The following is a 25,761-nucleotide window of genomic DNA, read 5'->3' as shown; positions in this document are numbered from 1 at the left end:
GCCGGATGGGCTATCCTCGGGCTCTCCCGCGCCGTCGTCAGAGCCGGGGCAGAGCAGGGAACCCCGATGATCACCAGCAAGCTGCCGAATGTCGGCATCACTATTTTCACGCAGATGTCTCAGCTCGCGGCGCAGACCGGAGCGATCAACCTTTCCCAGGGTTTTCCCGATTTCGACGGCCCGCAGGCACTGCGCGACGCGGTCGGTCGGCACATCGCCAGCGGCCATAACCAGTATTCACCCATGACCGGCCTGCCGGCGCTGCGCCAGCAGATCGCGGCAAAAATCGCCCGCAGCTATGGCGCCAACGTCGATGCCGATACCGAAGTAACCGTGACCCCCGGCGCGACCCAAGCAATCTTCTGCGCCATCCAGGCGGTTATCCACAGCGGCGACGAAGTCATCGTGTTCGACCCGGCTTACGACAGCTATGAGCCGGCGGTGGAACTGGCCGGCGGGCGCTGCGTGCACGTGCAACTTGGGCTGAAAGATTTCTCCATCGACTTCGACAAACTCAGCGCAGCCCTGAGCCCGCGCACGCGGATGATCATCCTCAACACCCCGCATAACCCGAGCGGTGCGCTGATCAGCCGTGCCGAGCTGGATCAGTTGGCGGCGTTGATCCGTGATCGCGACATCTATGTGATCAGCGACGAAGTCTACGAACATCTGGTGTTCGATGGCGTCCCGCATGTCAGCGTACTGGCCCATGAAGAGCTGTATCAGCGCGCCTTCGTGGTCAGCTCGTTCGGCAAGACCTATCACGTCACCGGCTGGAAAACCGGCTACGTCGTGGCGCCGCCGGCCCTGACTGCCGAGCTGCGCAAGGTGCATCAGTACGTCAGTTTCTGTGGTGTGACGCCGTTGCAGTTCGCTCTGGCCGATTACATGGCCGAGCATCCGGAACACGTCGAAGAACTGCCGGGTTTCTATCAGGCCAAGCGCGATCTGTTCTGTGATTTGCTGGAGCCGTCGCGATTCAGTTTTACCCGGGTCACCGGCACCTATTTCCAACTGGTCGATTATTCGCAGATTCGTCCCGACCTGAACGATGTCGAGATGGCGATGTGGATGACCCGCGAGCACGGCGTGGCGAGTATTCCGGTGTCGGTGTTCTACCAGAATCCACCCGAAGGCCAGCGCCTGGTGCGCCTGTGCTTTGCCAAACGTGAGGAGACGCTGCGGGAAGCGGCGGCCAAACTATGCGTGATTTGAGTGCGTTGCCCGATCTCAATCTGGCGCTTATCCAGACCAGTCTGGCCTGGCATGACCGTCAGGCCAACCTCGAGCATTTCGACGCCTTGCTGGAGCAGGCGCGCGGTGCGGATCTGATCATCCTGCCGGAAATGTTCACCACCGGATTCTCCATGGAATCCGAAACCCTGGCCGAAGCCGAAAACGGCCCGACCAGTAAATGGCTGCGGGCCCAAGCAGCGAAGCTGAATGCGGTCGTCACCGGCAGCGTGATCATTCAGGCCGCTGACGGCAGCCACCGCAACCGCTTGCTGTGGGCGCGCCCGGACGGCGAAGTGCTGCATTACGACAAGCGTCACCTGTTTCGCATGGCCGGCGAGCACAACCACTACACTCCCGGCGAGCGCCAGGTGCAGTTCGAACTCAAGGGCTGGCGGGTGCGTCCGCTGATCTGCTACGACTTGCGCTTCCCGGTGTGGAGCCGTGATGCGCAAGATACCGATCTGCTGCTGTACACCGCCAACTGGCCGGGCGCACGGCGTCAGCACTGGAACCGGTTGTTGCCGGCCAGGGCGATCGAAAACCTGTGTTATGTGGCGGCGGTCAACCGGGTGGGCACCGACGGCAAGGGTTTCGCGTATACCGGCGACAGTCAGGTGCTGGATTTCCAGGGCGAGACGTTGCTGGCGGCGGGGGAGGCGGACGGGGTGTTCAAGGTGGTTCTGGAGGCGGCATCGCTTGCCGCTTACCGCGAGCGGTTTCCGGCGAATCTGGACGCGGACACCTTCGAATTCACCTGAGTTTTTGCGTAGTTTGTACGGGCCCCATCGCGGGCAAGCTCGCTCCCACAGAGACCGGTGTGCACTCAATGTCATGTACACCAGAAAACCCTGTGGGAGCGGGCTTGCCCGCGAAGAGGCCAGTTCAGGCAACATAGCGCCAGCAGGCATAAAAAAGGCCCCGGAGTTCGCACTCCGGGGCCTTTTGCATTGCAGCGGTCAGTTACGCCGCTTTCGCTTCCGGCTGGCTCAGCGAGCGATTCAGCGCGCTGAACAGGGCCTTGAAGCTGGCAGTGGTGATGTTTTCATCGATGCCCACGCCGTGTACCGCACGCTCGCCGTTCACACGCAGTTCGATGTAGGCCGCCGCCTTGGCGTTGGTGCCCGCACCGATGGCGTGTTCGTTGTAGTCCATGATTTCCACCGGAATCGGCAGACCGGCCACCAGCGCTTCCAGCGCGCCGTTGCCCTTGCCGCGCCAGTGCAGGTTGGTCTCGCCCTGACCCTTGCTCGCCACTTCCACTTCGACGGCGCTGTTGCCGTTTTCTTCCTGCAGGCGATGGCTGACCAGCGCGTACGGGGTGTTGGCTTGCAGGTATTCGCTGTGCAACAGCGCGTGGATTTGCTGCGCGGTCATCTCCAGGCCCAGGCGATCGGTTTCACGCTGCACGACCTGGCTGAATTCGATCTGCATGCGACGTGGCAGGCTGATGCCGTATTCCTGTTCCAGCAAGTAGGCGATGCCGCCCTTGCCCGACTGGCTGTTGACGCGGATCACCGCCTCGTAGCTGCGGCCGATGTCGGCCGGGTCGATCGGCAGGTACGGTACTTCCCACAGGGCGTCGGATTTCTGCTGGGCGAAGCCCTTGCGGATCGCGTCCTGGTGGGAGCCGGAGAAGGCGGTGTGGACCAGGTCGCCGACATAAGGGTGACGTGGGTGAACCTGGATCTGGTTGCACTCTTCGACGACCTTGCGCACGCCATCGATGTCGGAGAAGTCCAGTTGCGGGTCGAGGCCCTGGGTGTACATGTTCAGGGCCACGGTCACGAGGTCGACGTTGCCGGTACGCTCGCCGTTGCCGAACAGGCAGCCTTCGACGCGGTCGGCGCCGGCCATCAGGCCCAACTCGGTGGCGGCCACGCCGGTGCCGCGGTCGTTGTGGGTGTGCAGGCTGATGATCACGCTGTCACGACGGTTGATGTTGCGGTGGAACCACTCGATCTGGTCGGCGTAGACGTTCGGGGTCGCGCATTCAACGGTGGCCGGCAGGTTGAGGATGATCTTGTGCTCAGGCGTCGGGTTCCAGACCTCGATCACCGCGTCACAGACTTCCTTGGCGAATTCCAGCTCAGTGGCGCTGAAGGTTTCCGGCGAGTACTCGAAGGTCCACTCGGTGTCCGGCTGCATGGCTGCGTATTTGACGAACAGCTTGGCAGCGTTCACGGCGATAGCCTTGATTCCGTCCTTGTCCTGATTGAAGACGATGCGACGGAAAGAAGGGGAGGTGGCGTTGTACAGGTGAACGATGGCTTTCTTCGCTCCGCGCAGGGATTCGAAGGTGCGCTCGATCAGGTCTTCACGGCCCTGGGTCAGCACCTGAATGGTGGTGTCGTCCGGGATGTGGCCGTCTTCGATCAGGGTGCGCACGAAGTCGAAGTCGGTTTGCGAAGCGGCCGGGAACGAGGCTTCGATTTCCTTCACGCCCACCTGCACCAGGGTTTTCCAGAAGCGCAGCTTTTTCACCGCGTCCATTGGCTCGATCAACGACTGGTTGCCGTCACGCAGGTCGGAACTGCACCAGATCGGCGCGGCATCGATGGTTTTCGATGGCCAGGTACGGTCCGGCAGGTTGATCACAGGAAACGCGCGGTATTTCGAAGACGGGTCTTTGAGCATGCTCATCGGGAAATTCCTTATTGTCTGGGCCGAAAAGAGGCGGCCTGCCGGTGGAACGAACGTTCTTGGAAAAGCGTGGGACGAGGCGCAGCGATTCAGCCTGGCAGTCGTGCGCTGACGAGGCACAGGCTGCGGTGCTGGCGAAGCTGAATGAGGGTGTGAGAGGTTTTCATGCCTTCAACCCTAACCGCGGGGGATGAGGATGGCAAGCAGTCGAAAAAAATTGAGAGGAATACCCGGAAAGCGGTTTTTTCCGAGATTTTATTCTCTGAATCAAAGTGAATGTTTGCAGAGATTGCGCAGTCCGTTCGTCGTGCGCAATCCCCGCTGGAGGGTGTTCAGCCCGGAATCAAGGCTGGAAAGCCCCAATGAAAATCGCCGGATCGACCCGCGCGTCGTTCAGGCTGACGTTCCAGTGCATGTGCGGCCCGGTTGCCCGACCTGTAGCGCCCACCTTCCCAACCACCGCGCCGCGCGCCAGTTGCTGGCCGTTCTGCACATCGATCTTCGACATGTGGCAGAACATGCTGATGAAGCCCTGGCCGTGGTCGACAAACACCGTGTTGCCATTGAAGAAGTAGTTGCCGATCAGTATCACCTTGCCCGCTGCCGGGGTCTTGATCGGCGTGCCAGCCGGCACTGCGAAGTCGAGGCCTGCGTGCGGATTGCGCTCTTCACCGTTGAAGAAGCGGCGCACGCCGAACTTGCTCGACAGAGGCCCGTTGACCGGTTTGTCCAGCAGCAGATTGCTCGGCGTATTCGGACTGAAACTGCGGTAGGCCTTGATCTGCTCGGCCAGTTCGCCCTCGATGCGCTTGAGGTTGGCCGGGTTCGGATTGACCTGCTGGGTGTTCTTCAGGGTGATGTGCTGTTCCGGGTATTTCTTGTTGCCGACATTGAAGTTGAGGTTGCGGCCGCCACTGCTGATCTGCTGGGTGCCGGGTTTGACGGTCAGCGGAACGCCGACAATCGCCAGCCAGTTGTTCTGTTCCTTGACCACCAGCACCGGTTTGCCCTGATACGTGGCTTTCGGCGCTTGTGCAGCGGTTCCCAGATCGACGACAGCCACGCCGCCCGGCACCGGTTTGTTCAGCAGGCGGGTGATGTAACTGTCGGCGTGGGCGTTGAAGGTCAGGCACAGCAACAGCAACAGCAGCGGAGCGAGAAAACGCGGCATGGATCAGTCCAGTAATGAAAGGGTGACGGGCGTCAGGTGATTGTCCTCGACGCGCACTTGCAGTTCGCCTTCGCCCAGTCTGGCCTTGAGGCGCTGGCCGGTGTGGGTCTGCGCGGCGTTGCGGATCGCGTTGCCGCGCTCATCCAGCAGAATGCTGTAGCCACGGCCGAGCGTCGCCAGCGGGCTGACCACGTGCAGGGTCTGCATCTGGCTTTGCAGCTGCAGACGACGGCGTTTCAGGCCTTCGTTCATTGCGCGTGGCAGGCGTTCGGCAAGACTGTCGAGACGTTGGCGCAATAGAGCCAGTTGGCGCCCCGGATGTTGCCCGGCGAGGCGCGTTTCCAGGCGAATCAGGCGCTCGCGGCGGGTATTGAGCTGGCGTTCGAAGGCGCGGCGCATGCGCATGTCCAGATCATCCAGGCGCTGTGCCTGCTGGCGCAGACGCTCGCCGGGATGGCGCAAGCGGCGGGTCATGCCTTCAAGGCGCAGGCGATCGCGCATCAAGCGGTCACGCATGCGCATCACCAGCCGGCGATGCAGGCTTTCGACCTGACGGATCAGGTGGCTGGAATCCGGGGCAAGCAGTTCAGCAGCGGCGGACGGTGTCGGTGCACGCACGTCCGCCACGAAGTCGCTGATCGACACATCGGTTTCATGGCCGACCGCACTGACGATCGGCGTCACGCAGGCATCCACCGCTCGGGCGACCGCCTCTTCGTTGAAGCACCAGAGGTCTTCCAGCGAGCCGCCGCCACGGGCCAGGATCAGCGCGTCGAAGCCACGGGCATCCGCCAGTTTCAGGGCGCGGACGATCTGCGCGGTGGCTTCGCGGCCCTGAACGGCGGTGGGAATCAGCGTCAGCTGAACCTGCGGCGCACGGCGGCGGAACACGCTGATAATGTCGCGAATCACCGCGCCGGTCGGCGAACTGATGATGCCGATGCGCTGCGGATGCGCCGGCAGCGGCACTTTGCGCTCGGCACTGAACAGGCCTTCGGCGCTGAGCTTTTCCTTTAACGCATCGAAGGCCAGACGCAGGGCACCGTCACCGGCAGGCTCCACGGTGTCGAGGATCAGCTGATAGTCGCCACGCCCTTCGAACAGCGAGACCTTGCCGCGCACCTTGACCGCCAGGCCATCCTTCAGCGCCTGACGCACCCGCGCAGCATTCTGCCGGAACAGCGCACAACGCACCTGGGCACCGCTGTCCTTGAGGGTGAAATACACGTGGCCGGACGCCGGGCGGGCGAGGTTGGAGATTTCGCCTTCGACCCAGATGTTGCTGAACACGTCTTCGAGCAACACCCGCGCGCGGCCGTTGAGCTGGCTGACGGTCAGGACTTCGCGGTCGAGGCCGAGTCTTGCAAAGGGATCTTTAATCATGGGGCGCAGTTTAAAGGCATTCGCCGGTGAATGTCTGGAGGAAGTGTTGCACCAAAGTTGTGGGATTTTGCCGAGATGCGAGGGCGACTGTGCTCTGGCAATCGCCGGTCAGCGGCAGAAATCTCACACCGGCAGGCGCGATATCCTGCATCGATTCCGGCAGTAGCGCGATGCCGAATCCGGCCTGGATCAACTGCAATTGCGTGGTCTTGCGCGACATCACCCGCGCAGCCTGAGGGAAGAAACCGTGACGCATGCACAGGTCGGCGCACAAATAACTCAGCCCGCCGCGCTGCGGATGCGGGATGGAGATGAAGGCTTCGTCCTTCAATTGCGCCAAGTCGACTGCGTCCGCCAATGCCAGTCGATGTTCCGTCGGTACGGCTAGCAACAAGCGTTCAGTGTAGAGCGGCACAACCTGAACACCTTCGCGCTGGCGCAGCACCGGCAGACGCAGAAGGCCGATATCGAGCCGATCCTCGGCCAGTTCTTCAAGTTGTGCTTCCGAGGAAAGCGTGCCGATGTCCAGCGAAACGCCGGGCTGTTGCTTCAGGTACGCGCTCATGTCGCGCAACAGTTGGCCACTGATCGGTACGGTGCTGGAGTGACACACGCGCAAGGTGCCGCGTTGGCCTTGGCCGATCTCCGTGGCCAGAGTGCTGGCCTTGTTCAATTCATTGAGCAGGTTTCTCGCCCGGGGCAGGAACGCTTCGCCAGCGGCGGTTAGCCGGGGCTGGCGCGCGGTGCGTTCGAACAGCGGCGTTTGCAGGCGGGTTTCCATGTCCTTGATCTGCCGGCTCAGCGCCGATTGAGCGATAAACAGCCGTTCGGCTGCGGCACTGAAGCTGCCGCTCTCGGCGATTTCCACGAAGTAACGCAATTGACGGGTTGAAAGCACGAGACATGCCTTTTCGAGATGGCTTGGCGGTTTCGATGATATTAGTCGCAACCCTCGGCGCTGGCTAAAGTCATCGCAGGCTTATAAAGGAAGCGAGCGAATGAGCGTGGCGGGGTTGTTGAGCGAATGGTCGTGGGGTGCGCAGGGCTGGGTGGTGATCGGGCTGGCCATCGCGCTGGCCTACATCGTGTTCGGGATTGCCGGTTTCGGCACGGCGCTGGTGGCGGGGCCGATCCTGATTCTGTTCATGCCGCTGTCGAAAATCGTGCCGTTGCTGGTGCTGCTGGATTTCGTCGCGGCATTCGGCAATTTGCTGCCTTCGCGGCGCGATGTGGCGAAACCGGAATTGCTGCGGCTGTTGCCGTGCATGGCGGTGGGGTGCACGCTGGGGGTGATTTTTCTCCTCAACCTCAAGTCCGATCTTTTGCTGCTGTTGATGGGGCTGTTCATCAGTGCCTACGCGATCTACAGCTTGTGGATAAAGGCGCGACCGGCGCAGTTGTCTGCCGGGTGGGCGTTGCCGATGGGCACGGTGGGCGGGCTGTTCGGCGCGTTGTTCGGCAGCGGCGGCTTTCTTTATGCGATCTACCTGAACAGTCGGCTGCCCAAGGACGCGGCGCGGGCCACGCAAAGTGCGCTGATCAGTTGCAGCACGGTGGTGCGTTTGAGCCTGTTCGCCATCGCCGGGGTGTATGCCGAGCTACCCTTGTTGATGCTTGCGCTGTGCCTGTTGCCGGCCATGGCGCTGGGCTTGTGGGTCGGGCGGCGATTAACGATGCGCCTGTCCCGCGAGGCCTTTGTGCGGCTGGTGACGTGGCTGGTGCTGGCGAGCGGGATTGCGCTGATCGGCCGCTATTTAAGCACTTGACCGGATTTTGTCAGGGATTAAGCTGCCGGCCGCGTTCGTCGCAGAACATCCTTTGACGCAGCAGGCTTGCACCATGAATTCCCAAAGCATCATCGTCCCGAAAATCTCCAACCTGCCGGTGCACGAGCCCCGGGCCCGGGCGATCCTGCGCTGGCTGGTGCGCAAGAACATCGTCAAGGAAGAGCTGAGCACCTGCGGACGCACCGGCAATCGCATGGCCTACGCCATCGCCGATGGCGCCCGCGCGGTGGTGCTGTACCCCGAGGCGCTGCCGTTCGGTGAGCCGATCAATGGGCTGGAAGTCATCACCAAGCGCTGTATCTACACCCCGGCCAAGGGTTTTCTCGAAGAGGCTGGTTGTGCCGAGTGTCGTCAGGAAATCGGCGAAGCGCTGTTCGAAAGCCTGGAAGACTGGATGCCGGGCCGCACCGACAACTTCACCTGCCCTGAATGCGGGCATGAAGACGACATCAACGGTTTTCTGTATTTGCAGGAGTGCGGGTTTTCCAACCTCGGGTTCATCTTCAACAACTGGCTGGAGGCGGGGTTCAAGCAAAGTTTCATCGACGAATTCGCCGACTGGCTGGATCAGCCGGTGAGCTGGGTCAAGGTAGAGCTTTAGAGGCCGCTTTTTCCGTACATCAGCAACATTGATATAAGACAAGTTTTACATTGAACCCGAGGGGGTGTCTGACTATAATGGCGCGCTTCCATTTTCCCGCTCGGGAGCCCCCGCGATGCTGCGTATCAGCCAAGAAGCTCTGACCTTCGACGACATTCTCCTAGTGCCCGGTTATTCCGAGGTGCTTCCTAACGAAGTCAGTCTGAAGACCCGCCTTACCCGTGGCATCGAGCTGAACATTCCTCTGGTTTCTGCCGCCATGGACACCGTCACCGAAGCCCGTCTGGCAATCGCCATGGCTCAGGAAGGTGGCATCGGCATTATCCACAAGAACATGACCATCGAGCAGCAAGCTGCCGAAGTTCGCAAGGTCAAGAAGTTCGAAGCCGGTGTGGTCAAGGACCCGATCACCATCGAGGCTGACGCCACGGTTCGTGATCTGTTCGAACTGACCCGCATGCACAACATTTCCGGCGTTCCGGTGCTGCACGATGGCGACCTGGTCGGTATCGTCACTTCCCGTGACGTGCGTTTCGAAACCCGTCTGGATGCCACCGTTCGTGAAGTGATGACGCCTAAAGAGCGTCTGGTCACTGTTCGCGAAGGCGCCGACAAGAACGAAGTCCGCGAGCTGCTGCACAAGCACCGCCTGGAAAAAGTCCTGATTGTCGACGACAAGTTTGCCCTCAAAGGCATGATGACCGTCAAAGACATCGAAAAAGCCAAGGCCTACCCGCTGGCCAGCAAGGACGACCAAGGTCGTCTGCGCGTCGGCGCTGCGGTCGGTACCGGTAAAGACACCGGTGACCGCGTTGCAGCCCTGGTCAATGCCGGTGTGGACGTGGTGGTGGTCGACACCGCTCACGGTCACTCCAAAGGCGTGATCGACCGCGTTCGCTGGGTCAAAGAGAACTTCCCTGAAGTGCAGGTGATCGGCGGCAACATCGCCACCGGCGCAGCCGCCAAGGCTCTGGCCGAAGCTGGCGCCGACGCGGTCAAGGTCGGTATCGGCCCTGGCTCGATCTGCACCACCCGCATCGTCGCCGGTGTCGGCGTTCCGCAAATCAGTGCCATCGCCAACGTTGCTGCTGCCCTTGAAGGCACTGGCGTTCCGTTGATCGCCGACGGCGGCATCCGTTTCTCCGGTGACCTGTCCAAGGCCATCGTGGCCGGTGCTTCCTGCGTGATGATGGGCTCGATGTTCGCCGGTACCGAAGAAGCGCCGGGCGAGATCGAACTGTTCCAGGGCCGTTCGTACAAGGCTTATCGCGGCATGGGCTCGCTGGGCGCCATGTCCCAGGCTCAAGGTTCTTCCGACCGTTACTTCCAGGACTCCTCGGCAGGCGCCGAGAAGCTTGTACCTGAAGGGATCGAAGGCCGTGTTCCTTACAAGGGCACCCTGAGCGCGATCATTCACCAGTTGATGGGCGGTCTGCGTTCCTCGATGGGTTACACCGGCAGCGCCAACATCGAAGAGATGCGCACCAAGCCTGAGTTCGTGCGGATCACCGGTGCCGGTATGGCCGAATCCCACGTCCACGACGTGCAGATCACCAAGGAAGCGCCAAACTACCGCGTAGGTTGAGGCTTCAAGCAAAACGTTAAATGACCGGGGCTGTTTTATTCAGCCCCGAGTTGTTTCTGAATCAAGACTGTTTCTGAATTACTTAGACGAGACTGAATCATGGCCCTCGACATTCACGCTCACCGCATCCTGATCCTCGACTTCGGTTCGCAATACACTCAACTGATCGCCCGCCGCGTGCGCGAGATCGGTGTGTACTGCGAACTGCACCCGTTCGACATGGACGAAGATGCGATCCGCGAATTCGCGCCAAAAGGCGTGATCCTCGCTGGCGGTCCCGAGTCCGTGCACGAAGCCAACAGCCCGCGCTGCCCGCAAGCGGTGTTCGACCTGGGCGTACCGGTCTTCGGTATCTGCTACGGCATGCAGACCATGGCCGAGCAACTGGGCGGCAAGGTTGAAGGCTCCGAACTGCGTGAGTTCGGTTATGCCCGCGTTGACGTGGTCGGCAAGAGCCGCCTGCTCGACGGTATCGAAGACCACATCGACGCCGACGGCCTGTTCGGCCTCGACGTGTGGATGAGCCACGGTGACAAGGTCACCAAGATGCCAAGCGATTTCCACATTCTGGCCAGCACCCCGAGCTGCCCGATCGCCGGCATGTTCAACGACGAGCGTGCTTACTACGGCGTGCAGTTCCACCCGGAAGTGACCCACACCAAGCAGGGCGGTCGCATCCTGTCGCGTTTCGTTCTCGACATCTGCGGCTGTGAAGCCCTGTGGACCCCGTCGAAGATCGCCGAAGACGCCGTCGCCAACATCCGCGCACAGGTCGGTACCGACAACGTGCTGCTGGGTCTGTCCGGCGGTGTGGACTCCTCGGTGGTTGCAGCGCTGCTGCACAAGGCCATCGGCGACCAGCTGACCTGCGTCTTCGTCGACAACGGCCTGCTGCGTCTGCACGAAGGTGAGCAAGTGATGGCCATGTTCGCCGAGAACATGGGCGTCAAGGTGATCCGCGCCAACGCTGAAGACCAGTTCCTGAACAACCTGGCCGGCGAAGCCGATCCAGAGAAGAAGCGCAAGATCATCGGCCGTACCTTCATCGACGTGTTCGATGCCGAATCCTGCAAGCTGGACAACATCAAGTACCTCGCTCAGGGCACCATCTACCCGGACGTGATCGAGTCGGCTGGCGCGAAAAGCGGCAAGGCCCACGTGATCAAGTCGCACCACAACGTGGGCGGCCTGCCGGAAGAGATGAACCTGAAACTGGTCGAGCCACTGCGCGAACTGTTCAAGGACGAAGTCCGTCGTCTGGGCCTGGAACTGGGCCTGCCGTACGACATGGTCTACCGTCACCCGTTCCCGGGCCCGGGCCTGGGCGTGCGTATCCTCGGCGAAGTGAAGAAGGAATACGCCGACCTGCTGCGTCGCGCCGACCACATCTTCATCGAAGAACTGCGCAAGGCCGACTGGTACCACAAGGTCAGCCAGGCCTTCGTGGTGTTCCAGCCAGTGAAATCGGTTGGCGTGGTCGGCGACGGCCGCCGTTACGCATGGGTCGTGGCCCTGCGTGCCGTGGAAACCATCGACTTCATGACCGCACGTTGGGCACACCTGCCTTACGAACTGCTGGAAACCGTTTCCGGCCGCATCATCAATGAAATCGAAGGCATCTCCCGCGTCACTTACGACGTGTCGAGCAAGCCGCCGGCGACCATTGAGTGGGAGTGATCCCGCACACGCCTTGGCGGCGTGAGAGCAGGCAATCCCGAGGCCGCGTGAACAGTGTTCACGCGGCCTTTTTATTGCCGCTTACAAGGGGCCGGACCAGCCGGCCAGCGTCATGCTTCGGTCGTCCAGTGCCTTTAGCAAAGCTTCTACACTGTTGAAGCGTTTCTCATGGAGGTCGGGCCAGGCGGGGCGTTCAATGAACCAGCGACCGGATTCGCAATGGATCTTCGTGCGTACGAGTGCATTGTCGCGGCTGCGGTGAATCAGCAAGGTGGAACTGGGCTCCTGTTTCAAGGTGTACATCCCCGGACGATTCAGCAAGTGATCGATCTCCTTTTGCGTCTGGGCGTTCCATGGCGTCTGCACTTGCAGACGCATATCACCTTTCACCTGTCCGGTCGGCTTGCCGTCATTGTCGAGAAAAGTCCTTCCGGGATCAGGCTCGAACCCACGTGACTTGCCGTAACCCACGTCTTCAATACGCAGGCCGATCCCATCCTCCAGCTCACTGATGCCGGTGACGCCCTTGAAGGTGTTGGAGTGTGAATTACCCATGAGCGAGACCCACTTGTGTGGTCCGCGCGCGGCCTGATCGGCCTGGATGATCGTGTGGGCATAGAAATTCATCATTTTCTGTCGACTCGTTGACTCCAGGCCACGCATACCTTCCAGCCGATAGCTGGCCATGCAGTCGATGGCCTGAATGCGCACCCCTTGGCGGTTGGCTTCTTTCACCAGGTTGAGGAAGGTGTAGCGCCCTGTGGGATCGGTGATGTGGCCCTGGTCGAGGCCTTCCAGATACAGCTCAAGATCCCGGGGCATGACTGAAGTTCTGGCGAAGTTATCCAGTGCTGCCTGGTGGAAGTCTGTGAGCAGATGTTCCATGTACAGTGTCTTCACGCCTTTTCGGGCAAGCACCGGCATCTGTTCAATGAGCCATTGTTTGCTACCTGTTTCTGCGTGGCTTTCGCCGATGACCAGACCATTGAATTGCTCCAGCGATTTCTCGATGAACGATTCGGCGCTTGCGGCTGGATCGATGGGCGCCAGTGTCGTACGCGGAGCAGGTTTGAGCTCGGCATGAAAGCGGACGGCGGCTTCACGTAACTGTTTGCGCAATGCCTTGAACGTCTCGAACGCCGTGTCAGCGTCAAAACTCATAAAAGCATCACCCAGGGTTCGTTCGTTGCCGAAGAGCATGGCGTTTTTCAGTTCATTGCGAAACGCGACTGGAATTTCATAGGGCGAAATGATCAATGGGTTATCAGACAGCGATACCTCAGGACCGACTCCGGCGCCGGAGGCGGATGCAGAAGGCTCAATGCCCGGCAATTGCCCCTCGGCCGCCAGTGGATCGATACGCACGCGCCTGAATGTCAGGCCTTCATCGCTCAGAGCTGTTGCCAGTTCCTGAGCACTTTCGAAGTGCCGGCCGCTGACGGATATCCATTTGGGGCGGACGATGAAAAAGCCTCCGGCATCCCGCTGGATCGCTGTTTGCACCAGTGTGCCATCTCCGCTGCGATGGATGAGTGTGGAGGGCTCCTGGATCATGAACATGCCCCTTCTGGGCAGGGCTTCTTCGATCGATCGGGCTGTGATCGTCGCAGGAGGTCCGTTCAATTGCAGGCGAAGGTCGCTTTTAATCAGGTCGATGGGGTTGCCGGCAAGATTGCGAACTTTTTTACCCGGATCGGGTGTCAGGCCTTCCGCCTGACCTACGGAAACCTCCTCGACCCGCAGCGTCGGCGCGCCTTCCAGTTCACCCAGGCCGGCAACCTTGTTGAAGGTGCTGGCACGCCCCTCATCCAGCAATGCGACCCAGCGATGAGCGCCCCGTGCTGCCTGATCGGCCTTGATCACGGTGTCGGAGAAGTAATTCAGCATCTTGCGGTTGCTGACTCCAGACGTGTGCTCCATGTTCGGAAAACGACGGCTGGCCATGCAGTCGATTGCCTGTATCCGGATATGGCTTTTCTGTGCGCTCCTTACCAGCTCCGTGTACGAATGGGGCCCTGTCGGGTTGGTACCGAACCGGGTATCCAGTGATTGCAGATAATCTTCCAGCGCAGTCGGCATCTTGCCTGACTTGTGGAACGCATTCAGGTCCGCCTGATGGAAATCGCTTAGAAGATGATCCAGATACAGGGTTCGGACCTTCTGTTTGTTCAACGCCTTGAGGTTGTCGATCAATAAGCCTCGAGCGCCCGTGTGGGTGCTGTCCTGTCCGATGACAAGTCCCGGAGTCTCCTTGAGCAGGCGCTTGGTCATGTCCGCGAATGGTGTCGCAGGTTTGAGAGGCGATATTGGCGGGCGTGGCGGTGAGTTCGGGGCGCTGTAAAAATCGATGGCGTCGTCATACAGACTGCGCCGCAGTGTCTTGAAGTCTTGATAGAGGCTGTCGCTACCGGTCTGGCTGTTCAGCGGGAAGTCATCGACACGACTCTCAGCCAATGGGCGCAGAGTCGATCTGGACCACAGCGACGTGTCGTAGGGCATCACTTGAGTTGCCATTTCGGGCAACGGGTCAGCCGTATGGCCCCAGGGCCAGTCGCCAAACACCTTCATTCCCCCTTTGAGTCCTGGGCGGGCGATCGGCTGCCATTTCAACGCTTCGTTCAGACGGACCGGCACGTTGCGATAAAACGAATAAGGATTGGCCGGGTCGACAATGACCCAGCTACGCATCTGCGCAACGTAGCGTACCTGGTAGAAACCCTGGTTACCCCAAGCCCGGCGCATGTAAATGTAGTACCTGCCGGACGGGGTCTGGATGATCTCCTGGAATTTAGGATCACCGGTTTCCATCCGGGTGCCTTCACTGATCTCGGTCTTGAAGGACGCCAGAAAATCTTCCGGCGCTGCTGGCAGGACCTGTTTCGGTGCGATCTCCTCCAGCGTCGGCAATGGCGTACGTGCCAGTGCCGCTTCGGCCAGCTTTTCTTCCGGCCTTACGGACAGTCCGGATTTAGCGAGTTCTTCCTCCGGCTCGATGAATGTCTCGGTCTCGGCAATTTCGGGTAATCGCTCACTGCCCTTGATGAACGTGGCGTTGAACAGTGTATCGATGGCCGCGAAAATTGCTCCGATTGTGCCGGCCTTTCGTGCCTGAGGTGTCTTGCCGTTGACAGCCTGATCGATCTGCAACCCGACGTTGGCGATGCCTGCTCCGACGACCGCCAGCGCTACCGGCCAGCCAACGGCCGCCATCGGTCCGAATACGCGGTTGAAGGCGTTGAGGTAGCCGATCCAGAGCTTTTTGCGCAAGTCGCCGTTGGAGTGCAGCATGAATTCCGCATCACTGATCATGCGGGCGTGAGTGGCGGTTGCCAGAAAACTGAAGATATCGCCATTGAGTGCAACACCGGTGTGAGCCACCAGCGTGTGATCGTCGCTGTCCCAGGTACTGACGAGCAGATCCAGCACATGATTCAGCCCGACGTTCTCGAGATTGGGCTCGCGCAACAGCTCCGAGATACCTCCCACCAGCGGTCCCAAAGCCCAGAGCCAGCGCCGTTTTGCGACCGCACGCCAGGAGGTGTCCTCCATGATGTCGTGATCGGCGACCTGAAAGTGCGACAGGAAGCGTTTTCGATCAGACGGATTTCTGATCTGCGACAGCACCCACCAATGCAGGTCGCGCGCGTTCTGCATGGCATGTACCCCCCAGATTTCCCCCGGAACGTAGAGGATCGCGCCGCCCTTGCCATCGGTGATGCACAGGATGTCGGTGGCGACAAACCCGCCGATTTTCAGCAGGCCGATACGCAGCCCATCGGCTTGCGCAGCTTCTTCTTCGAGCATTTCGCGGGTCACCGGCCAGCTGACATTGCCGGCGATGGCTTTGACAGCGGTGCGAAAGTTGTCGTCCGAGAGTCGGCCGCCTTCTCGGTCTTCCATGGCTTTGGCCAGAAAGGTGCACTTGGCCAGGGTTCGGAAGGTCTTGCCGTGCTTGGTCCAGAACGAATCGACCTTTTTCCGGTAACGGTCGGCGAAATTGATCGCCCAGAACGCTTTAAGGACGTCGCTGCTGTGCAGCTTCACTTCGTTGGTTTCGTTGTAGGTGCCAGCGTCCGGGCCGGCGGTATAGAAGCCTGCGTCGGAATCGAGAAGGTCGGCGTTGTCCTGGTCGTGAACACTGAATCGCTGGATCACCAGTTGCGGCAGGGTCATCGATTCGCGTGGTGTTTCGAACAGGTGCTCCCAGCCGGTGAAGGTTCGCGGGCTGCTTTGGGCTGCGTGGAACCGGTGCCAGTAGACCTGCTCAGGTTCCAGGTGAGCGAGGTCGTGGCTGGCGAGGATCTCTCTGGCAATCGCGCAGGCCATTTCATACATGTCGGGGCAGGCCTCGACCAGGGCGGGAACCAGAGCCTTGATGGCGTTTCTGTCGGCGGCGTTGTGCAATGTCATGTCGTGGTTCGTGTCCACAATCTTTCCTTGAGCGTGGTGGATAAAAACGACCGCGATCATTTCAAGAGGTGAAGGATTCGTCTGTCAGACGCCAGGATGTTGGTTTGTCGTCTGAAGGAAAAAGACGCATCGGAAACAGGCTTCGCACCTGTAGTCTGCGGCCATCCGCCGCGCTGCCCTTACTGTTTCGCAACCGCAGGTGTATCGTATTCGCCTTTTGCGGGCGCCCTGGCCCGCCGCTGATACGTGAGGTAGTTGAGTTCATGTCCTTTACCCGTCGCCAAATCCTCGGTGGCCTGGCCGGTCTTGTTGTCGTTGGCGTGGGAGCGGGGGGCGCGTCGCGTTACTGGCTGGGCAAGATGGCTGATGCCGATGCGGGGCATGACTATGAGTTGATCGCCGCGCCGCTGGACGTCGAGCTGGTGCCGGGGCACAAGACCGAAGCCTGGGCCTTTGGCCCGTCGGCGCCGGGCACCGAGTTGCGCGTGCGTCAGGGCGAGTGGTTGCGGGTTCGCTTCATCAACCATCTGCCGGTCGCGACCACCATTCACTGGCACGGCATTCGCCTGCCGCTGGAAATGGACGGCGTACCCTACGTCTCGCAATTGCCGGTGTTGCCTGGCGAATACTTCGATTACAAATTCCGTGTGCCGGATGCGGGCAGCTACTGGTATCACCCGCACGTCAGCAGCAGCGAAGAACTCGGTCGCGGGCTGGTCGGGCCGTTGATTGTCGAAGAGCGCGAGCCGACCGGGTTCAAGTATGAAAAGACCCTGAGCCTGAAGAACTGGCACATCGACGACGAGGGCAACTTCGTCGAGTTCAGCATTCCGCGCGAAGCGGCCCGTGGCGGTACGGCGGGGCGGCTATCGACCATCAATGGCGTGCCTTCACCAGTGATCGAGTTGCCGGCGGGGCAGATTACCCGCGTACGCCTGCTCAACCTCGACAACACCCTGACCTATCGCATCAACATTCCCGGCGTCGAAGCGCAGATCTATGCGCTGGACGGCAACCCGGTCGAGCCGCGCCCGCTGGGCAAGGAATACTGGCTCGGACCGGGCATGCGCATCTGCCTGGCGATCAAGGCGCCGCCGGCCGGTGAGGAGCTGTCGCTGCGCAACGGCCCGGTTCGCCTCGGTACTTTACGTTCGGTGGCCAACAATGACGCGCCGACCGACTGGCCGAAGGCACTGCCGGCCAACCCGGTGGCCGAGCCGGATCTGGCCAATGCCGAGAAACTCAACTTCAATTTCGAATGGGTAGGTTCGGTGTCGGTGAATGTCGACAACGGCAAGCCGCCGAGCCTGTGGCAGATCAACGGCAAGGCCTGGGACATCACTGACAAGACCTGCGCCGACCGGCCGATCGCCAGCCTGAAACTGGGTCAAAGCTATATTTTCGAACTGAAGAACATGACCCAGTACCAGCACCCGATCCACCTGCACGGCATGAGCTTCAAGGTGATTGCGTCGAACCGGCACAAGATCGTGCCGTACTTCACCGACACTTACCTGCTGGGCAAGAACGAACGCGCGCAAGTAGCGTTGGTGGCGGATAACCCTGGCGTGTGGATGTTCCACTGCCACGTGATCGACCACATGGAAACCGGCCTGATGGCCGCCATCGAGGTGAAGTGATGCGCCAGATTCGCCCCGCGGCGATCATCGACCGCAGCCGTGACCGCGACTTCATGCGCGAAGCGCTGGAGTTGGCGGCCCAAGGCGCAGCTCTCGGCGAAGTGCCGGTGGGCGCGGTGCTGGTGCAGGATGGCGAGATTATCGGTCGCGGCTTCAATTGCCCGATCAGCACCAGCGATCCCAGCGCACACGCAGAAATGGTCGCGATCCGCGCCGCCGCGCAAGCCGTGGATAACTATCGACTGCCGGGCAGTACGCTCTACGTGACGCTGGAGCCGTGCAGCATGTGCGCCGGGTTGATCGTGCATTCGCGGATTGCGCGGGTGGTGTACGGCGCGCTGGAGCCCAAGGCCGGGATTGTGCAGAGTCAGGGGCAGTTTTTCACCCAGGGCTTTCTCAACCATCGAGTGTTGTATGAAGGTGGGGTGTTGGCCGAGGAGTGCGGGGCGGTGTTGACTGAGTTCTTCCGAGCTCGCCGTGCGAAAAGCCCCTCACCCTAACCCTCTCCCGGAGGGAGAGGGGACTGACCGAGGTGACTGTTGACGTTACGCCGACCTGAAATTTTTGAGTCGAACTCAAGTTCTGAAAAGCTCCAGAATCGGCTCCCTCTCCTAGGGGAGAGGGCTGGGGTGAGGGGTGGACTCACCGCGGAGTTTGGGAGAGCGGTTTATTTCTTCGCAACGATTACGGCACGCATCGGCGCCGGCAGCCCTTCGATCGTCTTGCTGTGATCTTCCGGATCAAGGAAATCACTCAACGACTGATACTTCATCCACTCGGTCCCGCGCTGTTCTTCAACAGTGGTGGTGCTCACATCCACGCATTTCACATCCGTGAAACCCGCACGACGCAGCCACAATTCCAGCGCCGGCACTGACGGCAAGAACCACACATTACGCATCTGCGCATAGCGGTCTTCCGGCACCAGCACCTGATGCTTGTCGCCTTCGACCACCAGCGTTTCCAGCACCAGTTCGCCGCCCTTCACCAGGCAGTCTTTCAGCGCTAGCAAATGCTCGATCGGCGAGCGACGGTGATAAAACACGCCCATGGAAAACACCGTATCGAAGCCTTCGAGATTCGGCGGCAGATCTTCGAACGGGAACGGCAAGTGCCAGGCATTCGGCTCTGACAGATAACGCTGCACCGCCTGGAACTGGCAGAAGAACAGCCAGTTCGGGTCGACGCCGATCACGCTGTCGGCGCCGGCACCGAGCATGCGCCACATGTAGTAGCCGTTGCCGCAACCGACATCGAGGATGCGCTTGCCCTTCAGGTCCAGATGCGGAGCGACCCGCGACCACTTCCAGTCCGAGCGCCATTCGGTGTCGACGTGCACGCCGAACAGATCGAACGGCCCCTTGCGCCACGGCGACAGGCCCATCAGCGCGGTGCGCATTTGTGCGCGGGTTTCGTCGTCGCAATCGGTGTCGAGCTTGAGGCCGTCGAGCAAGTCGACTTCGGTCGGCTGGATCTTCGGCAAGGCGTCCAGCGCACTTTGCCAGCGCTCCAGATCGCCGTGGCCTTTCTCCATTTTTTTGTCGAGCTGCACTTGCAGGGTGTTGGCCCATTCGGCCAGCGGCGTACCGGCCAGACGGCGGGCGAGGGGGGACAGATCAATCATGGCAAGGCAATCAACGAGGCAAAGTTAAGACACTGGAACCACGGCACGACTTTCGAAAATCCGGCGGCCAGCAGGCGCTCGCGGTGTTCTTCGAGGCTGTCGGGCTTCATGACGTTTTCGATGGCGCTGCGCTTCTGGGCGATTTCCAGTTCGCTGTAGCCGTTGGCGCGTTTGAACGCGACGTGCAGATCGGTCAGCAGCGCGTGCTCTTCGGCATCGTTGAAGCGCAGCTTCTCCGACAGGATCAGCGCGCCGCCCGGCAGCAACGATTGGCGGATGCGCGACAGCAACGCGGTGCGCTGCACCGGGGCGATGAATTGCAGAGTGAAGTTCAGCGCCACCACCGAGGCCGGTTTGAAGTCGAGGGCGAGGATGTCGCCTTCAATCACCTCGACCGGCAGCAATTCCTGGAACATCGAATCCTGACCGTTGAGGTATTCGCGGCAGCGCTCGACCATCGCCGCCGAGTTATCCACCGCGATCACCCGGCAACCGTCGGTGCGCACGTGGCGGCGCAGGGCCTGGGTCACCGCACCGAGGGAGGCGCCGAGGTCGTAGAGCACGCTGTTCGGCTGGGCGAACTGCGCCGCGAGCACGCCGAGGTTCTCGACGATGGTCGGGTAACCCGGCACCGAACGCTTGATCATGTCCGGGAACACCCGCACCACGTCTTCGTTGAAGGCGAAGTCAGGCACCTGGGCCATCGGCTGGGCGAAAATGCGATCGGGTTCTTTGCTCACGGCGGTTCCGGCGGTGTCGATGAAAAGGCCGGCATTTTAGCCAAACTGGCGCGCAGATGCGCGGGTTGTCTGATAAACCGCTTTGCAGCGGGTGATCGTTCCCACGCTCCGCGTGGGAATGCGTCCTGTGACGCTCTGCGTCAATTGCGCAAGGACTCAGAGCGTGGGAACGATCGGTCTCAGAGGTCGGGACGTTTGGTTTGGGAGAAGGCCGAGGCGGCGATGCCCCACTGCCCCAGCCAGTAACTGAGGATGATGATGTAGGGCGCAGCATTGAACGGTGAAACAAACCGGTTGATGCCGATCACGCTGTCGGAGAACACGAACGCCACTGCGCCGCCCGCTGCCAGCAGTGCCGAACGTTGCGGTACGCCGCTGCCGAGTCGGGCGAGGGCGCGCCAGAGCATGGCGCTGATGGCTGTGCCGTAGACGATCACCGGCACGGTCAACGGGCCGAGTCCGCTGGAGATCAAAATGCCCAACAGCACGGCGCCCACGCTGAGCGCCAGGATCAGCGGCAGCAAAGCCAGGCGCCGGCAATCGCTGAGGTAAGCCTTGAGATACGCCAGATGCGCGACCAGAAACGCGCCCAAACCGAAGACAAACAAATCCCCCGGCCACGCCAGCAGCACATCACCGACCAGCGAGAAAATCAGACCGAGGCTGATCCAGCGGCGATATTCGCTCGGCGGCGCATCGTGCAACCAGCCGAGCAGTGCCAACACCGGCAGCGGTTTGACCAGCAGACAAAGCAGCGCCGCGTGGGTGCTCACGCCATACAGAAAAGTCACGGCGCCCATCAGCGCGAGGATCAGCCAGCCCACGATCAGTTCACCGAAATGGCGCAGTCAAAGGTTTCCACCGGCAACACTTCCGGCGCCCAAGGCTGTTGCGAAGTCAGGCGCAGACGACCGGTGCCGGGGGCGAAGGCCTGGAAGCGCCAGGTCGATAGACCGGCTGCGCCGACCACGCCGGCATCTTCCGGATTGCTGTAGACCTCGGGGCTGAGGGCGCGCAATACGCCGCCGGCGGAATCCTGAATGGCCCAGCGGTAGCCGGTGGTCGGATTGCTTGGGAGCATGACGATCAGGTTTTGCCCGTTGGTGAGTCGCACCGGGCATTCGCTCTGTTTTTCCACGGTCACGTTGGTTTTCGGTTGCGTGGCGCAGGCGGCCAGCAGGGCGAGGGACAGGGGGACAAACAGGCGAAGGGGGGACATGGATTCAGTGGCTCCGGCGTTGGCGACGAACGGCGAGCATAACTGAAGATGAGACAAAGTGTGACAGTGCGAAGATTGGGGGCATTCTTCAGCATCGCCGGCCCTCACCCCAGCCCTCCCGAAACGTCGGACCGCCCGGAGGGAGAGGGGGCCGAGCGGGGGAAATTTAAGAGATACGCCGACCTGAAAGCTCTTCGCTGAATCCAAAATCAACTCGATCTTTCAGGTCGATGTACCTCAAAAGACAACTCGGTCGGCTCCCTCTCCCTCGGGGAGAGGGCTGGGGTGAGGGGTAGCGATGCCAGCCCCCCTCGATAGCTCAGGACGAAATCAGAAAAGTACCTTCGCCACATCCGCAAATTTCTTGGCGAAATGCACCGTAATGCCTTCCTTCAAGTAATCCGGCAGTTCCTCAAAGTTGCCACGATTCGCCTCCGGCAAAATCAGTTCGAAAATCTTCTGCCGCCGCGCCGCAATCACCTTCTCGCGCACCCCACCAATCGGCAGCACATGCCCGGTCAGCGTCAGCTCGCCAGTCATCGCCACGCCTTTTTTCGGCGCCTGATTACGGGCGAGCGAGAGCAGGGCGCTGGCCATGGTCACGCCGGCGCTAGGGCCGTCTTTCGGTGTTGCGCCTTCCGGTACGTGCAGGTGGACGAAAGCCTCATCGAAGAACTTCGGATCGCCACCGAAGGATTTGAGGTGCGAACTGACGTAGCTGTAGGCGATCTCCGCCGACTCCTTCATCACATCGCCCAGTTGGCCGGTGAGTTTGAAACCACGATTGAACGTGTGAATCCGCGTGGCCTCGATCGGCAGTGTCGCGCCGCCCATACTGGTCCACGCCAGGCCGGTGATAACACCGGTGCCGGACAGAACCTGTTCGTTGCGGAACACCGGATGGCCGAGGGACGCTTCCAGATCTTTCGGGCCGATCTTGATCACCGCTTTCGGATCGTCGATCAACTTCATCACCGCTTTGCGCACCAGTTTGCCCATCTGTTTTTCAAGCTGGCGCACGCCGGCTTCACGGGCGTAACCGTCGATCAGGGCTTTGAGGGCGCTGTCGCTGATGCTCAGGCTGCCCTTGAACACGCCGGCCTTTTCCAGCAGTTTCGGCCACAGGTGACGCTTGGCGATGGCGACTTTTTCTTCGGTGATGTAGCCGGACAGGCGAATCACTTCCATCCGGTCCAGCAACGGGCCGGGAATCGAATCCAGGGTGTTGGCGGTGCAGACGAACAGGACTTTCGACAGGTCCATCCGCAGGTCCAGATAGTGGTCGAGGAATTCGACGTTCTGTTCCGGATCCAGCGTTTCCAGCAGCGCCGAAGCCGGGTCGCCCTGGTAGCTCTGGCCCATCTTGTCGATCTCGTCGAGCATGATCACCGGGTTCATCACTTCGACGTCTTTCAACGCCTGCACGAGTTTGCCCGGCTGCGCACCGATGTAGGTGCGGCGATGGCCCTTGATCTCGGCCTCGTCGCGCATGCCGCCGAGGCTGAAGCGGTAGAACGGCCGGCCGAGGGATTCGGCGATGGACTTGCCGACGCTGGTCTTGCCCACGCCCGGCGGACCGACCAGCAGCACGATGGAACCGCTGATCTCGCCTTTGTAGGCACCGACCGCAAGGAATTCGAGGATCCGGTCCTTGATGTCGTCGAGGCCGGCGTGGTGTTTGTCGAGCACCTTGCGTGCGTGCTTGAGGTCGAGTTTGTCCTCGCCGTACACGCCCCACGGCACCGAGGTCGCCCAGTCGAGGTAGTTGCGGGTGACCGCGTACTCCGGCGATCCGGTTTCGAGGATCGACAGCTTGTTCATCTCTTCTTCGAGGCGCTTCTGCACCTGCGTCGGCAGTACTTTGCCTTCCAGACGCTGCTCGAACTGTTCGAGGTCGGCGCTGCGGTCGTCTTTGGTCAGGCCGAGTTCCTGCTGGATGACCTTGAGCTGTTCTTTAAGGAAGAACTCGCGCTGATGCTCGCCAATCTTGCGGTTCACTTCGGCGGAGATTTCTTTTTGCAGGCGCGCGACTTCGACTTCCTTGCGCAGCATCGGCAGGACTTTTTCCATGCGCTTGAGCATCGGCACGCAGTCGAGCACTTCCTGCAGCTCGGGGCCGGTGGCGGAGGTCAGGGCGGCGGCGAAGTCGGTCAGTGGCGACGGATCGTTGGGGCTGAAGCGGTTGAGGTAGTTCTTCAGCTCTTCGCTGTACAGCGGGTTGAGCGGCAGCAGTTCCTTGATCGCGTTGATCAGCGCCATGCCGTAGGCCTTGACCTCGTCGGTCGGCTCGGTGGGCTGGTGCGGGTATTCGACCTCAACGAGATACGGCGGGCGATGGTGCTTGAGCCAGGTCTTGATGCGCACACGGCTCAGGCCCTGGGCGACGAATTGCAGTTTGCCGTTTTCGCGGCTGGCGTGGTGCACCTTCACCAGGGTGCCGTATTGCGGCAGTGCCTTGGTGTCGAAGTGGCGCGGGTCTTCCTGGGGGGTGTCCATGAAGAACAGGGCCAGGGAGTGGTGTTCGGATTTGCTGACCAGTTCGAGGGTTTCGGCCCAGGGTTCTTCGTTGACGATGACCGGCAGGACCTGGGCCGGGAAGAACGGGCGGTTGTGGATCGGGATGATGTAGACCTTGTCCGGCAGGTTCTGGCCGGGCAGGGCGAGGCCTTTGCCGGGGACGTGGTGTTCGATGTGTTCGGCGTCGGTTTCGGTGATGTCGTCGGGGTTCTCGGGGAATTCTTGCTGGTCGCTCATGGGGCACCTGCGCAATGGGGTATGGGTCTTAGATGGGGCAGGGTTTTGGTGGTTTCAATGGGGGTGGATGTTTCTGCTTGTGTGTTCAGGGTTTTGACAGGGTTTTGGGCTTGGCGGCCTCTGGGCCGACCATGCTCCTGGGTTTCGGGTGAATATCCGTTTTTTCCGGTGCTGCGGCTGGCGGTTTCGCCCTTACGGCGAGTCCCTTTGGCAAACGCCCCAAAGGAACCAAAGGTCTGGGCCCCGGCGTTCGGCCCCTCGCTGGGGCTCGGGGTTCCTTCGCTCCGGGATTCATCCGGGGGGCATCGCCTACGGTTTGCTTCGCTGCACCTCCTCTCGATGTGTTTGGCTTCGCCAAACGGTCGCTGCGCTCCCACCCCCGGATAAATCCCTCCACTCAGCCTTCCGATGGGGCCGGCACGTCAAAAGCTTTACTCGAGCTAACGCTCATCGTGTTGATTGGAGAGGAGCAGGGAAGAGCAGGGGGAAGGTGGTGGTGCGAGGAAGAGGGAGTGGCTGGGAGCTTTAAAACTTGAGTGCGACTCGGTATCTCACGTCGGCGTCCCTCTCCCGGATAACGCGGTCAGTCCCCTCTCCCTCCGGGCGGTCCGACGTTTCGGGAGGGCTAGGGTGAGGGCAGCGTCCTGACTGACCCACCACAAGCCTTTCTCCCGCAGAGACCTCATCAGCATTTACGCCGGATAACGACTGACCTCGACATTATCCAGCACTCGATTCACCGCCAGTTCCGCCAGCATGATCACTTGCTGAATCCCCAGGATCCGATGCCGGTGCGGCGTATCGACAAAAGCCGCTACATCACTGGCCATGACACTGGCTGTGGCCAAAGACTCACAGGCATGGGCCAGCAGGCTTTCGTCGTCCATGTCCGGCGATATCTGGAACATCTGGCTAGGTCGACGGCCAGGGCATTTTTTCGGAATCGGATTGAAGTGATGATCAAGCGCGCGTTCGGCGGCGTCGTGGAGTTTCTTTGAATCGGCAGATTCGTAGGGCGAGGTGTCGTTTGATTCGGGGGGATTGGGTGTTGGTTTTTTCATGGTGAATACTCAGTTGGTGAAATTGGAGCTGCCTTCGATTGCCGCGACGCAATCTGAGGTGGCAGCTGTACGCGGGTTCGCGGACCGATAACTGAGGAATCGGCATACCTCCAAAGAAGGTATCCCGCGCACAGCCGCCATGAAACAAACAACAGACACCGAGGTGCCGTGAGGTTGGCGATTATGCATCAGTTATCGGGCCGCGACGCCCGTTCGCTGAATGTTTCAGCGAC

At 60.8% G+C, this 25,761-nt stretch carries 19 protein-coding genes; 8 read left to right on the top strand and 11 right to left on the bottom strand.

The annotated features are described in order from the left end of the window. The first annotated feature begins 66 nt into the window (after nucleotides 1-66). Both QR290_RS23955 and QR290_RS23950 read left to right on the top strand, forming a co-directional pair. Nucleotides 67-1,215 (top strand): pyridoxal phosphate-dependent aminotransferase, encoded by a 1,149-nt coding sequence (locus QR290_RS23955; RefSeq protein ID WP_115079103.1) that lies wholly within the window; start codon nucleotides 67-69, stop codon nucleotides 1,213-1,215. Beyond that, a complete protein-coding gene (locus QR290_RS23950; RefSeq protein WP_064383905.1) occupies nucleotides 1,203-1,994 on the top strand; it encodes an amidohydrolase in 792 nt (263 codons plus the stop codon). Before QR290_RS23955 ends, QR290_RS23950 begins: the two co-directional genes overlap by 13 nt. 202 nt (nucleotides 1,995-2,196) lie before the next feature. On the opposite strand, the gene leuA is transcribed toward QR290_RS23950, so the two are convergent. The 4 genes from leuA to QR290_RS23930 form a co-directional block, all read right to left on the bottom strand. Beyond that, complete coding sequence (leuA, locus tag QR290_RS23945) at nucleotides 2,197-3,876, bottom strand: 2-isopropylmalate synthase (protein ID WP_007956672.1); 1,680 nt, start codon at nucleotides 3,874-3,876, stop codon at nucleotides 2,197-2,199. Nucleotides 3,877-4,219: 343 nt separating this feature from the next. Further along, nucleotides 4,220-5,047, bottom strand: coding sequence for a peptidoglycan DD-metalloendopeptidase family protein (locus QR290_RS23940; protein WP_289203757.1), 828 nt, complete (start codon nucleotides 5,045-5,047; stop codon nucleotides 4,220-4,222). 3 nt (nucleotides 5,048-5,050) lie between these two features. Continuing rightward, complete coding sequence (gene xseA / locus QR290_RS23935) at nucleotides 5,051-6,430, bottom strand: exodeoxyribonuclease VII large subunit (RefSeq protein WP_007956669.1); 1,380 nt, start codon at nucleotides 6,428-6,430, stop codon at nucleotides 5,051-5,053. A gap of 10 nt (nucleotides 6,431-6,440) precedes the next feature. Then, a complete protein-coding gene (locus QR290_RS23930) occupies nucleotides 6,441-7,328 on the bottom strand; it encodes a LysR family transcriptional regulator (RefSeq protein WP_289203756.1) in 888 nt (295 codons plus the stop codon). A 100-nt stretch (nucleotides 7,329-7,428) separates the two neighbouring features. Between QR290_RS23930 and QR290_RS23925 the strand changes: the two genes are divergently transcribed. The 4 genes from QR290_RS23925 (at nucleotide 7,429) to guaA (ending at nucleotide 12,080) form a co-directional block, all read left to right on the top strand. Continuing rightward, a complete protein-coding gene (locus QR290_RS23925) occupies nucleotides 7,429-8,196 on the top strand; it encodes a sulfite exporter TauE/SafE family protein (protein ID WP_074691031.1) in 768 nt (255 codons plus the stop codon). A 73-nt stretch (nucleotides 8,197-8,269) separates the two neighbouring features. Then, on the top strand, nucleotides 8,270-8,818 hold the full coding sequence (locus QR290_RS23920) for a sugar ABC transporter ATPase (protein WP_085610914.1): 549 nt from the start codon (nucleotides 8,270-8,272) through the stop codon (nucleotides 8,816-8,818). Nucleotides 8,819-8,933: 115 nt separating this feature from the next. Further along, nucleotides 8,934-10,403: an IMP dehydrogenase gene (guaB, locus tag QR290_RS23915; protein ID WP_011335798.1), complete on the top strand. Its 1,470-nt coding sequence runs from the start codon at nucleotides 8,934-8,936 to the stop codon at nucleotides 10,401-10,403. Nucleotides 10,404-10,502: 99 nt separating this feature from the next. Then, a complete protein-coding gene (gene guaA / locus QR290_RS23910; RefSeq protein WP_289203755.1) occupies nucleotides 10,503-12,080 on the top strand; it encodes a glutamine-hydrolyzing GMP synthase in 1,578 nt (525 codons plus the stop codon). An 81-nt stretch (nucleotides 12,081-12,161) separates the two neighbouring features. On the opposite strand, the gene QR290_RS23905 is transcribed toward guaA, so the two are convergent. Beyond that, nucleotides 12,162-16,490: a membrane-targeted effector domain-containing toxin gene (locus QR290_RS23905; protein ID WP_289203754.1), complete on the bottom strand. Its 4,329-nt coding sequence runs from the start codon at nucleotides 16,488-16,490 to the stop codon at nucleotides 12,162-12,164. 263 nt (nucleotides 16,491-16,753) lie between these two features. On the opposite strand from QR290_RS23905, the gene QR290_RS23900 reads away from it, so the two are divergent. Continuing rightward, on the top strand, nucleotides 16,754-18,130 hold the full coding sequence (locus tag QR290_RS23900) for a multicopper oxidase family protein (protein ID WP_207983860.1): 1,377 nt from the start codon (nucleotides 16,754-16,756) through the stop codon (nucleotides 18,128-18,130). Next, nucleotides 18,130-18,630 (top strand): tRNA adenosine(34) deaminase TadA, encoded by a 501-nt coding sequence (gene tadA / locus QR290_RS23895; protein WP_289203753.1) that lies wholly within the window; start codon nucleotides 18,130-18,132, stop codon nucleotides 18,628-18,630. The genes QR290_RS23900 and tadA overlap by 1 nt, the downstream gene beginning before the upstream one ends. 167 nt (nucleotides 18,631-18,797) lie before the next feature. On the opposite strand, the gene cmoB is transcribed toward tadA, so the two are convergent. The 6 genes from cmoB to QR290_RS23865 all read right to left on the bottom strand — a co-directional run bounded on the left by cmoB (nucleotide 18,798) and on the right by QR290_RS23865 (nucleotide 25,528). After that, entirely contained in the window at nucleotides 18,798-19,754 is a 957-nt protein-coding gene (cmoB, locus tag QR290_RS23890) for a tRNA 5-methoxyuridine(34)/uridine 5-oxyacetic acid(34) synthase CmoB (RefSeq protein WP_007956659.1), read from the bottom strand. Beyond that, nucleotides 19,751-20,458: a carboxy-S-adenosyl-L-methionine synthase CmoA gene (cmoA, locus tag QR290_RS23885; RefSeq protein ID WP_289205327.1), complete on the bottom strand. Its 708-nt coding sequence runs from the start codon at nucleotides 20,456-20,458 to the stop codon at nucleotides 19,751-19,753. The genes cmoB and cmoA overlap by 4 nt, the downstream gene beginning before the upstream one ends. 215 nt (nucleotides 20,459-20,673) lie before the next feature. Then, nucleotides 20,674-21,318: a lysoplasmalogenase gene (locus QR290_RS23880; protein ID WP_205350830.1), complete on the bottom strand. Its 645-nt coding sequence runs from the start codon at nucleotides 21,316-21,318 to the stop codon at nucleotides 20,674-20,676. A 2-nt stretch (nucleotides 21,319-21,320) separates the two neighbouring features. Next, nucleotides 21,321-21,713 (bottom strand): protease inhibitor I42 family protein, encoded by a 393-nt coding sequence (locus QR290_RS23875; RefSeq protein ID WP_102716880.1) that lies wholly within the window; start codon nucleotides 21,711-21,713, stop codon nucleotides 21,321-21,323. Between the two features lie 330 nt (nucleotides 21,714-22,043). Next, nucleotides 22,044-24,467 carry an endopeptidase La gene (gene lon / locus QR290_RS23870; RefSeq protein ID WP_289203752.1) on the bottom strand — a complete coding sequence of 808 codons (2,424 nt, stop codon included), beginning with the start codon at nucleotides 24,465-24,467 and terminating at the stop codon, nucleotides 22,044-22,046. 692 nt (nucleotides 24,468-25,159) lie between these two features. Beyond that, a complete protein-coding gene (locus QR290_RS23865) occupies nucleotides 25,160-25,528 on the bottom strand; it encodes a DUF6124 family protein (protein WP_289203751.1) in 369 nt (122 codons plus the stop codon). Nucleotides 25,529-25,761 lie beyond the last annotated feature (233 nt).

This window comes from Pseudomonas fluorescens, assembly GCF_030344995.1.
In the GTDB taxonomy this organism is placed as follows: Bacteria; Pseudomonadota; Gammaproteobacteria; order Pseudomonadales; family Pseudomonadaceae; genus Aquipseudomonas; species Aquipseudomonas fluorescens_BF.
This window is presented reverse-complemented; position numbering and strand designations above follow the sequence as displayed.